The sequence below is a fragment of the Paenibacillus sp. UNC217MF genome, assembly GCF_000686865.1.
Classification (GTDB): Bacteria; Bacillota; Bacilli; order Paenibacillales; family Paenibacillaceae; genus Paenibacillus_B; species Paenibacillus_B suaedae.
In genome coordinates this window covers 79697-92527 of the sequence record NZ_KK366030.1, presented here as the reverse complement: position 1 = coordinate 92527, position 12831 = coordinate 79697, and the positions used below count along the sequence as shown (strand labels likewise).

At 46.5% G+C, this 12831-nt stretch carries 11 protein-coding genes and 1 riboswitch; of the genes, 2 read left to right on the top strand and 9 right to left on the bottom strand.

Annotated elements, in window-relative coordinates; genetic code table 11:
* Positions 1 to 6 precede the first annotated feature (6 nt).
* The 3 genes from BP95_RS33380 to BP95_RS0127315 all read right to left on the bottom strand — a co-directional run bounded on the left by BP95_RS33380 (position 7) and on the right by BP95_RS0127315 (position 2951).
* Positions 7 to 150, bottom strand: coding sequence for a hypothetical protein (locus BP95_RS33380; protein ID WP_155987357.1), 144 nt, complete (start codon positions 148 to 150; stop codon positions 7 to 9).
* A gap of 86 nt (positions 151 to 236) precedes the next feature.
* Positions 237 to 379, bottom strand: a riboswitch (SAM riboswitch).
* A 77-nt stretch (positions 380 to 456) separates the two neighbouring features.
* Positions 457 to 1152 carry a Cthe_2314 family HEPN domain-containing protein gene (locus BP95_RS0127320; protein WP_028533720.1) on the bottom strand — a complete coding sequence of 232 codons (696 nt, stop codon included), beginning with the start codon at positions 1150 to 1152 and terminating at the stop codon, positions 457 to 459.
* A 5-nt stretch (positions 1153 to 1157) separates the two neighbouring features.
* Positions 1158 to 2951, bottom strand: a complete 1794-nt coding sequence (locus BP95_RS0127315) for a UbiD family decarboxylase (RefSeq protein ID WP_021252618.1) — start codon at positions 2949 to 2951, stop codon at positions 1158 to 1160.
* A gap of 306 nt (positions 2952 to 3257) precedes the next feature.
* On the opposite strand from BP95_RS0127315, the gene BP95_RS34365 reads away from it, so the two are divergent.
* Positions 3258 to 3392, top strand: a complete 135-nt coding sequence (locus tag BP95_RS34365; protein WP_268633095.1) for a hypothetical protein — start codon at positions 3258 to 3260, stop codon at positions 3390 to 3392.
* Between the two features lie 176 nt (positions 3393 to 3568).
* On the opposite strand, the gene BP95_RS0127305 is transcribed toward BP95_RS34365, so the two are convergent.
* Together BP95_RS0127305 and BP95_RS0127300 are read right to left on the bottom strand one after the other, a co-directional pair.
* Complete coding sequence (locus BP95_RS0127305) at positions 3569 to 4495, bottom strand: COX15/CtaA family protein (RefSeq protein WP_028533719.1); 927 nt, start codon at positions 4493 to 4495, stop codon at positions 3569 to 3571.
* Between the two features lie 281 nt (positions 4496 to 4776).
* Complete coding sequence (locus tag BP95_RS0127300; RefSeq protein WP_021252616.1) at positions 4777 to 5115, bottom strand: thioredoxin family protein; 339 nt, start codon at positions 5113 to 5115, stop codon at positions 4777 to 4779.
* Positions 5116 to 5341: 226 nt separating this feature from the next.
* Between BP95_RS0127300 and BP95_RS0127295 the strand changes: the two genes are divergently transcribed.
* Complete coding sequence (locus tag BP95_RS0127295) at positions 5342 to 6613, top strand: DUF2515 family protein (protein ID WP_021252615.1); 1272 nt, start codon at positions 5342 to 5344, stop codon at positions 6611 to 6613.
* A 73-nt stretch (positions 6614 to 6686) separates the two neighbouring features.
* Here the strand turns inward: BP95_RS0127295 and BP95_RS0127290 are convergent, their stop codons facing one another.
* The 4 genes from BP95_RS0127290 to BP95_RS0127275 all read right to left on the bottom strand — a co-directional run bounded on the left by BP95_RS0127290 (position 6687) and on the right by BP95_RS0127275 (position 12798).
* Positions 6687 to 8924 carry a helix-turn-helix transcriptional regulator gene (locus BP95_RS0127290; protein ID WP_028533718.1) on the bottom strand — a complete coding sequence of 746 codons (2238 nt, stop codon included), beginning with the start codon at positions 8922 to 8924 and terminating at the stop codon, positions 6687 to 6689.
* Positions 8925 to 9042: 118 nt separating this feature from the next.
* Positions 9043 to 10692 (bottom strand): extracellular solute-binding protein, encoded by a 1650-nt coding sequence (locus BP95_RS0127285; protein WP_021252613.1) that lies wholly within the window; start codon positions 10690 to 10692, stop codon positions 9043 to 9045.
* Positions 10693 to 10888: 196 nt separating this feature from the next.
* Positions 10889 to 11797, bottom strand: coding sequence for a carbohydrate ABC transporter permease (locus tag BP95_RS0127280; RefSeq protein WP_021252612.1), 909 nt, complete (start codon positions 11795 to 11797; stop codon positions 10889 to 10891).
* 11 nt (positions 11798 to 11808) lie between these two features.
* Positions 11809 to 12798: an ABC transporter permease gene (locus BP95_RS0127275; protein ID WP_231515213.1), complete on the bottom strand. Its 990-nt coding sequence runs from the start codon at positions 12796 to 12798 to the stop codon at positions 11809 to 11811.
* Between the last annotated feature and the right edge of the window lie 33 nt (positions 12799 to 12831).

Sequence of the window (12831 nt, the reverse complement as noted above, 5' to 3'; positions counted from 1 at the left end):
CTTCCTTCATGCTAGCCACATTCTAGAATAGATAGGCGCTACAGCCTTATCTTCATCTATTCGTATGCTGTATCCTCTCAATAACTGTCGCCAAATATACCACATTGCCTTGGCTGCCTTCACTTCTCCATTTTGGGGACGCTCGTTCATGCAAAAAGCCCCCTCTTGGCAGATGCCAAAAGGGGGCGAACGTTCGGTATTCTGTGAAGAAACCAGATGAAAAATCGACTCTCCCTTTCTTATCTGCCAGAACATTACGTTCTGAAGGAATTAGCACCATTGACATCTTGCAATCACATAACTTATTGTTATGCATCCGGGTTGCAAGATCGGTTGCCGGGCTTCGCAGGGCCTGTCCCTCCGCCACTCTTGATAAGAAAACAGTTATGAAATTAAGTTGAGTATAATGCAGCAGGTGAAAGTTGTCAATTAACTTTTATTCCCTTTTCAATTCCATTACTTGATGGGAAGCAGTCGAAACACATGGATTAATGCACCACACACCATCTCCAGACCATGCTGCAAATCTGCCACATTGGCCTGAATATCCTCAAGCTTAATTTTGTCATTCAAGCTGCGATGCCGCTGCCATAAATCATCCTGCATTTCTGGGTTCATATGATGAATCTCCATATTGCGTCGCCTGCGCAGCCGCTGAAGCGCATCTTCATGCTGCTCCTTCAATGCCAGCAGGGCATGTTCCAATTCAGGATGCTGTCCCTTGAAGCGCAATTGGCGAAGCACCGTAAAGTAAGAGAAATGATGCTTCACCCTCTCGGTCTCCAAGGACAGCACTGTATTCAGCAGCGTTCCAAGCTTGTCCAAGATCGAGAACACGCGAATAAATCCATTTTTATAAAAATAGACGTACCGGTAATAATCATCCTGCTCCGATTCAGACATCTCGGCCTCATAATGCTTCGACACACGATCGGCGAACTTGTCAGACGCATATACGCTTTGTTCCAGTTCATCCAAGGAGGTCTTCAGTCCGACTGTCCATACTTCTATCTTGCGCCAGAAGTGATCGGGATCGCCTGTTCCCTCCATGCGACTGCGTATTGCTTCCAAATAATTGTCCATCCCCGCCATTGCATCCTTCAACGTTCCGCTGTCAACACGGGGCGGCTCCCCGAACAAGCTGCGCAGCATGGAACTCACCCCCGCTTAATTCCGTTTGGGAAATAGTCTTTCCAACGGCGGTCGACCAATTCCACAATATCCTCACGCGGGAATAACTCATCTGGGTAGCCTGGCTTCATGCGGGCATCGATAACAATTGGCAATTTATACGAGAGATGGTGATTACGGACTTCCATTGCCGCGTATATATCTGATGCGGGGTTAAATCGCGTAAACACCGTCCACAAGAACGACAACTGCGTATTGGCAACCTGAGCGTCGTCAACGAGGAAGACGAGCGGCCACTTCGTCTCTTGTGCAGCAAGACGATGTAGCAATCGTTCCGCCAGCTGTGGTTCTGCTTCATACGAAGCACCTGACATTGTCAAGCAGCCACGGCAAAATACAGCCACATCGTTAATCTCATCGATCGGGCCTTCTTCGTACACGCCAGGCAATTCACGGACTACATCGCCCACACCGAGCAATATCCCCTTGCTGCCATGGTTCAGCTTATGCCCCGTATAGTCAAGTGTGTCATGGGACGTATTATTAATCACGTACAGATCCGTCTCTGGCTTGAAGCGCTCTAGCACCGCTTCCGTAAGCTCTGCAAAGTTCTCTAAGTCAACCGGCTGATCCGTCAACATCAAGAACTTCGTCAAGCTAAGCTGCCCTTCGCCAAGAATACGGAAACCAGACAGAAGCGCCTCACGAGAGTAGCTCTCACGTACAACAGCTGCTGCAAGCGAGTGAACGCCTGTTTCTGGATATGGATGTACCTTGCGTACCGCCGGCATCACCATCGGGAACGCTGGCGACAACAATCTAACCAGGTACTCGCCCAAATAGTAGTCTTCCTGACGCGGCTTGCCCACGATTGTAGCTGGGTAGATTGCATTCTTGCGGTGGTACATGTGCTTCACATTCAGGAACGGGAACTCATGCGCCCATGAGTAATATCCGTAGTGGTCGCCAAATGGCCCTTCCATGCGGCGCTCATGTGGTGGAACGTACCCTTGGATAACGAATTCTGCTTCCGCTGGGATGCGATGTCCTTCGAATCCGCTATCTACCACTGGAAGACGCTCACCCATGACGAATGATGCCATCAACAGCTCAGGGAGCTTCTCCGGCAGTGGAGCGATCGCAGCCGCGATCAGCGCTGGCGGCCCGCCCACGATGACGGATACCGGAAGCGCTTCATTGCGCAGCTCAGCCTCATGATGATGGAGGCCGCCGCCCTTTTGAATTTGCCAATGCACACCTGTCGTGCTGTCATCGTAAATTTGAATTCGGTACATACCGAGATTGTGATCAGCGCTCTTCAGCTCCGGATGTTCGGTATAGACCAGTGGAAGCGTAATAAATGGACCTCCGTCCAGCTGCCAGCTCGTCAATGCCGGCAAGCCCTGCATCGGCTTGTCTGTACGCTTCACCTGCATAATTGGAGCTTGCGAAGAAGATACATCCTTCATGCCAACCTTCATAAGGCTAAGGAGCTCTTTCACCGTCGAACGCTCTTGCCACAGCTTCTTCGGCGATGGAGGCATTAGACGGTTTACGGCCTCTACGCACTTATTCGCGAGCTGCTCAGGACGCGTTCCGAAGGCCATATCCACCCGGCGCATCGTACCGAACAGGTTCGTCGTCACTGCAAAGGGGCTGCCCTTCACATTGGTGAATAGAAGCGCAGGACCTCCCTCTTCAATGACGCGTCGATGAATTTCTGCAATTTCCAAATACGGATCAACTTCCGCTTCAATAACGACGAGGTCATTCTCACGCTTCAGCGTGTCGACAAAGTCGCGTATATTCGTAAATGACAACTACGAGCCCTCCTTGAAAAAAATAAGCGTATCTGTGTTGCTGTACATGAACAGTTACATGGATGCCGCAGGATGTCTGCAATAATTTGCGTTCACAAGCGGGCATTGATGACAAACGAAAACTTCCTCTTCTGTAGTATAGCTGTTTTTTTGATGAACCTAAAGCCTGACCGAGCAGACAACTTACGACATTATTACGACATTGTAAGATAGCCGTAAGCCGATTACATGGTACGAGCAGAATGTCTACAGGTATAATGAGGTCATCAAAGGGAACACATCAAAAATAATTGGAGGTAGAATGGTATGAAAAGCAACAATCAAGTTATCGTACGCAAGCCGTGGAATGTTCGCTGGTTGGCAGCAGCAAAGGCTGCCGCATCTATCGTATTGCTCGGTGCGCACTCGAATGAAACACAGCAAGTAAAGGAAGGCGCCTAATCCAATGAATGTTTCTCAGAGAAAAAGAAGCAGCTCGCTTGCCTCTCGTTGACAATCTCCATTGTCCAACAGTAAGCGATCTGCTTCTTTATTTATAACCACTGAATCCATTCTATAACTCAAACTCAATCTTCTTCGGTTCTTCTTACCACCATCACAGCCAAGAGAAGCGATCCTTATTTTTGCCGCAGCTGCCAGACACGGATGCTCATATAACAGAGTACACTGAACAGTCCACAAATCAATACCGTATGTAATAAGCTTGCAAATAGGAATAAGTCAGGATTCGTGATCGTACTCGCAACGACCGCGCCGCTTGCAATCTGTGCTGCACATAGGATAAGCGCCCAAATGCCGCACAACTGAATCTCGCGATTGTCCTTGTGGTTGTGGTAAGCAAAATGTGACATAATCGCGATTACAACAAATAATAGTGCTGCTGCCACACGATGCATGAAGGCAATTCCCGTCCCCCCCGACAGCTCCGGAATCAACTCCCCGTTGCACAGCGGCCAGCCCATGCATGCCCCTGAAGAGTCCGTGTGCCTAACAAATGCCCCTACGTATATTACGATATACGTATATAGAAGTGTGAACCATACCCCATACCTAAATTCTGCACGAACGGAGTTTACAACAGATGTAGAATCGATGCCGCGTTCGTAGCGCCTTGCCACTACACTCATCATGAAGGAAGAAGCGAACGCCAGCAGCGAGAATCCGAAGTGAAGCGCCATAACAGGCGGAGACTGGGTAAAGACTACCGCAAGCGCTCCCATAATTGCTTGTATAATAGTAAATAATAAGGTGAGAGAAGAGTAATATAGAGCCTCACGATGATGCTTCGCATAGCGAAGAACGTAGATGAACAAGGCCAGAACAAGCAATCCTACAACACCCGTCACAGATCGATGAGAATATTCGATCATGGATTCGATCGTATATGCCGGAACAAACTTGCCATTGCATAGTGGCCAATCCGTGCCGCAGCCACTTCCGGAGCCTGTCTTCGTTACAAGCGCCCCGTTTAACACTACGATAAACATACCGATGCAAACCGCGTAAGATAACCGCCTCAATATCCGGTAGATGTTCGCGTTCACTAGTTTCACCTGACCCGTTGTTCAATTTTTTGCCATTACAAATTATGAAAACAGTTCCAATCGTCCTCCATTATACAAGATTTCCTAGCTGAGTGTACGGCTAATTTGTGACAAATATTACATCTTTCACTTCCAATTCGATGCATCAGCCCCCTTACCTCATGTACAAGATTGACTTCAGATAATATCGGCTTGCTTCGGATGTACATCGTTCTGCACTCCCTTTCAAGGCAATAAAAAAACCGCCCCACCAGCGGGACGGTTCTCATATGTGCATCTTATTATACAGCTGCAGATACTGCAATTGCCCGATCAACGAACTGCTCGATTTCAGGACGAGTCTTACGCAGCTTGTTCACGAAGCGAATGGTTTCCTTGCCGCCCTTGAAGGCTACGAAGCTTGGAATACCAAGAATGTGGTATTGCTGTGCAACATCAAGGAGTTTCTCCGAATCGATTTCAACGAATGTCACCTTACCTGCATAATTCGTCTCCAATTCAGGCATGAAAGGATCGATGAAGTGGCAATCTGGGCACCAGGATGTCTTAAATATCGCTACAACTGGCTCCTCTTGTGCAATGATCTCATTGAACCGCTCAACAGTTTCTATTCTTTCCATACACGCTTCACTCCCTACTAAGTTCACAAAATCTAACATGGAACTTCTCTTATCCAACATCCAACAGATGTATTATGATACTTCTGCTTTCTTGAACTTATAACATTTGGAGAATGGAAAAGTCAAACCCCACACATGAACGTCTACGGCTGTTTTTGGGCATACTATGAAGAAAATCAATGAATTCGGTCACGTATCGTCGTCTCGAAATGGAGGGGAACAATCGATGCTGTCCAATCTGTCCAAGCGCATGCGCCACGCGATACAGCTGATGCGTCACTCGTTCGATACGGCATATAGTGTCGTCCGTTCAACTTGGAATGAACTTTATCAACAACTCTTACAATGGCGGGAACGCCCGTCGTTTGATTGGAATCGCGCCGCAGCCAAACGTGCGGAAGAGCAGGCCAGCCGACTGCTGAATGAGAAAGTACGTCAGCAAGGAACAGCCAGCAGCTTTCGAGAGCGAGGAGATACGGAATTCTCAGCGGAGGAATGGCGGATCATCCGGCAAATTCAGAGCTCTGTTCGTACAGCCAATCGCAACAATATTACACGCACCGCAGCCTATGCGCGAATCTATCAGTCTTACCCAGAGCTGCATTGGGCCCTGCTCGCGCATATGGTCTCACGTAATGGCGGCTGGAGTATGACTGATTTGCAGGGAGAATGGCTGCCCCGCATTATGAGTGCGAACCATAGATTGTGGACCTACCGAGTGCTGGAACGATCGAATGCACTCATATTCCATGATGCCTATCCACAGCTGCTGCTGTATGCAGCCAGCCGCCGAGCCGGCAAGAGCCTGTTCCATCTGCTTCCTGCCTTTGGCGTATCTGCCTTCATGACCCCATTCTGGGACGGCTTCTGGGTACAGCAGACAAGTTCGCTGCTCACGACAGCACTTATTATTAACGAACAGAACGTCATTGAAGGCAGAGTTATGCGCAATCCCACCTACCAGGCACATGTGCTTAATGAATGGGATTTCCAATTGCATGGTTGGCTGCAGATGAATCAAGTCATTTTCCCGCTTGGCGTTCCATCTCTACGAGAGGAAGAAGCGATTCCGCTCGTTGGGCTTAATTTAGAGAACTTTACTGACTTAGATGAACGCATAGCGTTCGGGGAGAAGCTGTATGCGCTGTTATTCCATACGCCCCATATTTATAATCATGCTATTCGTTTCATGCGCGCGGCCCCTCATACGGGATCGAGAGCAGACTATTGGCCGCACCGCTTTGTGAAGCAGGCGATCCCGCCCGATCGAACCGAACTATCTGTTTCATACCGCGCTTATAGTCCGGCCTTGACCGATGTCTGGAAGGACGAGCCGGCACGGCAAATTGAAGAAGGCGATTGGTTCATAGATGAGCGAATGTATCGGCATCTCCAACCGATTTCAGCTCCGCTGCAGGCTGACATGACCAGCTCTCATGATCGGTTGTGGCGGGAGACTGCCTCGCTCGCTGGGTTCATTCACCCGAGCAAAGGATAACGAAGCAGATTTTATAGGATTGCAGTCAAAAAAGGACACTTCTCCAGTAAGTGTCCTTAGAGTCCTTCTTCATTCAGCCTGTCGATTCCATGTATTCATCCGGCTTAATGCCTTCATATCGTGTAAACGCACGTTTGAACGAATATACGTTTTCGTAACCCACTCGGCGTGCGATGTCATCAATGCCGCATTTCTTTTCTCGCAGCAATTCCTTAGCCATTTCAATACGAAGCCGGCATAAATAATCGTAGAAATTGATTCCGGTAACTTCCTTAAATAGTTTAGACGCCTTGGAGACCGACATCTGGAAGATTTCAGCAAGCTGTTTTAAGGATACGTCGGCACTCGTATAATTTTGGTTTACGTACTGCAGCAACTGACTTCCAGCTTCAATCGTCGATGACGTATTGGAGTACCGATTTCGCTCGCATAGTAACGTTCCCACTTCAAACACATAGCCCCACATTTCCTCCGTATTTTTGCCCTTTGCTCTATTGGCAAATTGTTTCGCGTAAATGCCCGTATCGAGATTGAGCTCATGCAGCACTCTTAGCAGCGTTTCCATCAATAATGAAACAAGCTTGATCGTACTTGCTTCAGACAGGTTTCGTTTCCCGTTTTCCGTGCTGATTTCGTAAAGAATCTGCATCGAGGTATCTAGATTCCCTATTTTCAAGTTATTAATCAACTGAACCTCCCAATCTGTCGGATAATAATAGTCAACGATGCTTGGAATGGCCTCCTCCGGCGCGACCCGTAGATGTTCCCGTGAGAACAACGTATACTGCAAACTTTCATTAGCCGTATAGTACGACTTACTAATGCCAACGAGCCCCTTCTCCATCGTTCCATACAGGACAAAAGGCTGGAAACCACATGTATGTTCAATTTCTTCCGTAATTCCGGTCGCAATTTGTTCCATCATGCCATCTTCTCCAAATCGGTTTGTGGAGGATAGGATCAACGCTTTGTCCGCATTCGTCACTTCGAATAGCTCATAGTCCAGCCGATGACAACTCATTACTTTTTCGATAATTACCATCGTCATCATTTCGATTTTCCGGATCTTATCCAGATCGGAAAAATCACGGATGGCATGAAAGCTGATCAACATCGTGCAATAATGCATTTCCTCGGTATAGCCGATACCGAATTTCTTCAACCCGTTCAAGTGCTGATCATCGGCGAAATACCCTTTAAGCAGCTGGAGGAACAAATTCGACTTCGCCGCTTTTTCGTAGTCCTGCATAGATTGCTGAAGCACCTGATTTTCACTCAACAGCCGGTCGAACGATTCCTCAATGTAATTGTATTCAGAGCCGGATACGGGACTATTTTTACCCTCCTCGTAACGAATCCCTGCGGAGAGCTTGTGAAGCAAGGTTCCTAGAGGTCGGTAACTGACCTTGGCCAACAGAAAAGCCGACAACGTGCCGACCGCAATGGAGATCAAGATAGCCAGCAGTGAACTGAATAAGTTATTGATACCGATGACACTGTTATCGAAGTAAGAGATTTTATATTGCAGACTGCTCTCTTGGGAAGGCACAACAAGCTCATAGGTCTGCTCATTTTCCTGAACCCCGTTATCCGGATTCCGGCTCTGCTTGAAAATAGGCGTCTCATGTGTCGTAATTAAGATGTCTTTGGATTCCACACTCCCGAAACGACGCATGTATTCCGAGAAGTAATCGCTGTCAATAAATAGAGCCAGTACCGCCCGCGGGTGATTGACCACCTCCAGACTTTGAAGGACAGGAATAACCCTCTTACTGCTACCCCACAAATTGACCGTTGCTGGTGCCATTACTTTGAAATACTGTTGCTCCCGAAGAGCGCTTTGCATCATTTGCCGTGTATCTCCATCAAATACAGCAATATTAGAGAAGAAGTGGTCTTCCGAAAATGTCCCCCAAGTTGATAACATCTGTTGTTTATCTGGAAAAATGACTGTGCCGAAAGATAGCACATTTGTAGAATTAATTGAATTTTCGAAATTTCTTCGGATTTCGAGCATCTTCAACAAATCAAATTCATCATCATAAACATCCGTATTCTGCATCATCTTCCGAAGCCATGATTCAATGCTAATCATCTTCGCTATATTTTTGAGCTCGTTCAATTTATTGTCCACAACCGCCGCAATCCGATTTGCATCCGATACATGCTTCTCATGCAGCTTCTGACGTTCCTCCGTTATGTTCCGCTGTACATTTAAGGTGCTGAACACGATGATGGGGATGATCAAAATCGCAGTATAGGACAGAAAGATCTTTCGAAACGTGCCGCTCCCAAAGCTCCAATGTCGCATAGTCCGCACCTCCTTCGTTTTGAAGACCGCTTCGCATGATGAAGCAATATGAAGAAAACGGCGAACTCCTCTAAGGAAGCCGAGGAGAACGCCAATTTTCCAGATTATTGGTGCAATGTTACTGGATGCTGTTGTATCTATCCAGCAGCTGCTGATCAATCTTCATTAATTCATCGAGCCCAAGCTTTTTCAGCTCGGAGATATATTGATCCCAATCGTCAAGAGATTTTTGGCCTAGAGCAAGCTTGGTCGCAAGTTCCTGAGAGTACGTGTTCAAGTTAGTTAAAATTTTTGTTTTCTTCTCGAGCTGCTGATCATCAGGAATGGCCAAATAGTTCAGGTTCATATTCACAAAATATGGTTTGTAATTTAAAATATTCAGCTCATGATCGGCTTTTGCTTTGGGCACACCAGAGAGCTCGAATTCCAGATTGGCGAATTGAACACGCGGAAAAACCGTGTCCCCAAATAACGGACGCCCAGTAATTTGACCCGATTTAGCCAACTCTTCGTCTGTGCCATTATTAATAAACACCTTCGCGCTGTTGCTGTCCTTCTTGTAAGTTTGCCCTTCGATTCCCCAATACAGAAGATCTGCATATTTTTCTGAGTAAATCGTATCGAAAAACTTGATGGCTGCTTCCACATCTTTGCAATCTTTTGTAATTGCATACTTCTGCCACACAAGGAAAGGAGGTTCCAACTGTGCTGCCGGAGTGATGCCGTCGACCGCCTTGAGCGGCATCAATGGGAAGAACTCCCCTCCACCGTTAATGGTAGGCTCCTGATAGGTCTCCAGATTATAATCACTCAATGAAGCAACCTGGTTTTCGGTCATTTTTTGTTGCTTTTGCTCCCCTGTCGCCCCAATCAGGCTTGTGTCGAGAATGCCCTCTTTTGTTAACTGCTGCAAGTAGCGGAAGTAATCTTTAATTCCATCTTGATACCAAGGGGATACTACCTTTTTGTTCTCAACATCTACTGCTGTGATATCTGTACCAAGCCCGAACCATTGCGCGATAGCGCCTTCAAATTTGCTTGGATCGTATACGAGCACTTCGTTTTGCTTGCCATCTCCGTTGGCATCCTTCTCCCGGAACGTCTTCAATGTTTGCAAATATTCTGCAGCTGTGTTTGGAACCGGGAGCTTCAGCTTATCAAGCCAGTCTTTACGAAGGAGCATCGTCAATGCAACCGGTGCTGGCGTTTTACCCTGATATGTTTTTTTGTGAAGATTGCTGAACCAGTACATTTTGCCGTCAGGCGATGTTGTCGTCTTTTTGGCGTATGGGAATTCTTCATTGTACATTTTCTTAATGTTGCCGTTGCTGTACTTCTCGATCAGTGGATTCAGATCAAGCAGGACGCCCTGCTTCGCCAAATTCAACACTGTCGTATTATCTAGAGCCGAAATGTTCACGATGTCTGGAAGCGAGGAACCGGACGCCATTCTGGTTTGAACGACCACTTTATATTGCTCGCCTGGAACCATCTCGTAGTCCAATTGCAAACCGGCATCTGTGAGCATCTTATCGACTTCTTTCCACACCGGATATTTTTCTCTCTCATCGAATTTGATATATTTGTTCGAACCTTGCGGCCCAAGCAGTTTTAACTTTTTGACTTCGGTAGAAGCAGATCCTCCTGCTTCCTCCTTCTTGTTATCGCCGCTGTTGGCGTTGTTGCTGGAGGTGCTGCATGCCGTGATCGACCCAATCACGAGAATTGCCGTTAATACGGAGATCATTGTTCTTTTCCATTGTTTCATTTTTAGATTCCCCCTCGAATCGATAAAAACGAATTTCAAAATGATTTCACCAAAATCTGGCCCTTGTAGCCGAAATGCTAAAATCTTATCCCAAGATATGTTGCAAACGCTTTCAAATTGTCAAAAACATTTTTTCTAGTCCATACCGCAATTCCCTTCGACGTTAATTCGATCTGTTCCCTCAAAGAGTATAGTCCTACTCTTTTAAAGAACCCAGAAGCGCTCCTTTGATGAAATACTTTTGAAAAAATGGATACGTAAATATGACAGGCAATGCCGTAAAAACGATAATCGCGTATTTTAACTGGATGTTGGTCAACATGTTCGCCACCGCATTTTTGGTATCTTCAAGCGATAACATCTTTAGATCCACCGACTGTTGAACGACCACACGGTATAGATACATTTGCAGCGGATGAAGCTTTTCGTTCGGCAGATAGACAAGCGCGTCGAACCAGCTGTTCCAAATGCCGACAATCGAATAAATCGCAATAACGGCAAGAATCGGCTTGGAAATCGGCAATATAATCTTAAACAACAGCTGCAGATGGGAAGCCCCGTCGATAAAAGCCGATTCCTTCAGACCATCTGGAATCGTCATAAAAAACGTCCTGACGAGGATAATATTCCAAATACTAACCATCCCGGGGATAATAACTGCAAACATGGTATTGTACATCCCGAGCTTATTCACGAGCAGGTAGGAGGGAATTAATCCACCCCCGAAATACATCGGAATTAGTAAAAATACAACGATCCATTTTCGTCCCTTCAGATTGCGTACCGTTAACGGGTATGCACCCAATACAGCCATTAAGCAGTTTAAAAGCGTGCCTGCGGCGACGTAAATCAAAGTGTTCGAATACGCCCACCACATTTTCGCATCTCTCACAATCAATTCATATGAGCTTAGGTTAAAGCCTTTCGGAAACCAAACAACATTCATGGCGGCTACTTCCGAAGGCGAACTGATCGACATGATGATGACGAAATAAAACGGATACAGGGTGATTAAGCAAATGACAAGTGCGATCGCGTACAAGATAATGTCAACCACGACAGAGCCTTCCCTGATCTTGTTCGGATTTTTCCTGACCGAGGCCATTGTACTCCTCCTTACCACAAGGCATAATCTGAATATTTACGGCTTAGCGTATTTGCGAAATACAGCAGCGTGAAGTTGATGACCGATATGAACAGCCCAACTGCAGTCCCTAAGCTGAATTGTCCGCCAAGCAAGCCATCGCGGTACAAATAGGTGCCAATGACATCCGCCGTTTCATATACCATTGGATTATAGATCAACAAAATAAACTCGCTGTTCGCTGAAAACAAACTGCCAATCGCGAATATAAGCAGGAATAAGATGGTCGGACGAATGGATGGCAACGAAATATGGAGGATTTGTTTAAGGCGGTTGGCTCCGTCCATCTTGGCAGCTTCATATAAATGAGGATCAACAGAGGACATGGCTGCCAAATACAAAATACTGCTCCAGCCAAATGATTTCCATATGCTCGTAATCGTATAAATGGCCGGAAAATACCCCGCTTCCGTGTTTATCGCGACCGGTGTCCCGCCGAACATCTTCACGATGGTATTAATGATTCCATCTGTATTGATGAATGACAACACCATGCCCGCAACGACGACGTTCGAAATAAAGTGAGGCAAGTAGCTTGCGGTCTGTACGTACTTCTTGAAGATGCCACTCTTCAGTTCGTTAAGCAGTACCGCAAACAGAATGGGCACCCAGAAGCCAAACACCAGAAAATAAAAGCTGAGCGAGAACGTATTACGCATCAATCTTCCAAAATACGGACCATTAAAAAATTCAATAAAGTGTTTAAAGCCTACCCAATTCGTATCTGTAAATGAGAAAAAAGGTTTTCCCGGGAAATAATCTTGAAATGCGATGATTATCCCGTACATCGGAATATAACTGAAGATAAAAATATGAAGTAGAACGGGAAGCATTATAAGGTAGAGTTGAGCATTTTCACGCAAGTGAAATGATCGGCGCCCCCCCGGTTGACTGTTCGTCTTCATGATCTTCCCCTTTCCATATCGATTGCGGTAATTTTTGGGCCCCTTCCGCAATTTCATGATAATCTCGCCCGGTTTTGTAAGGCAAGCAAC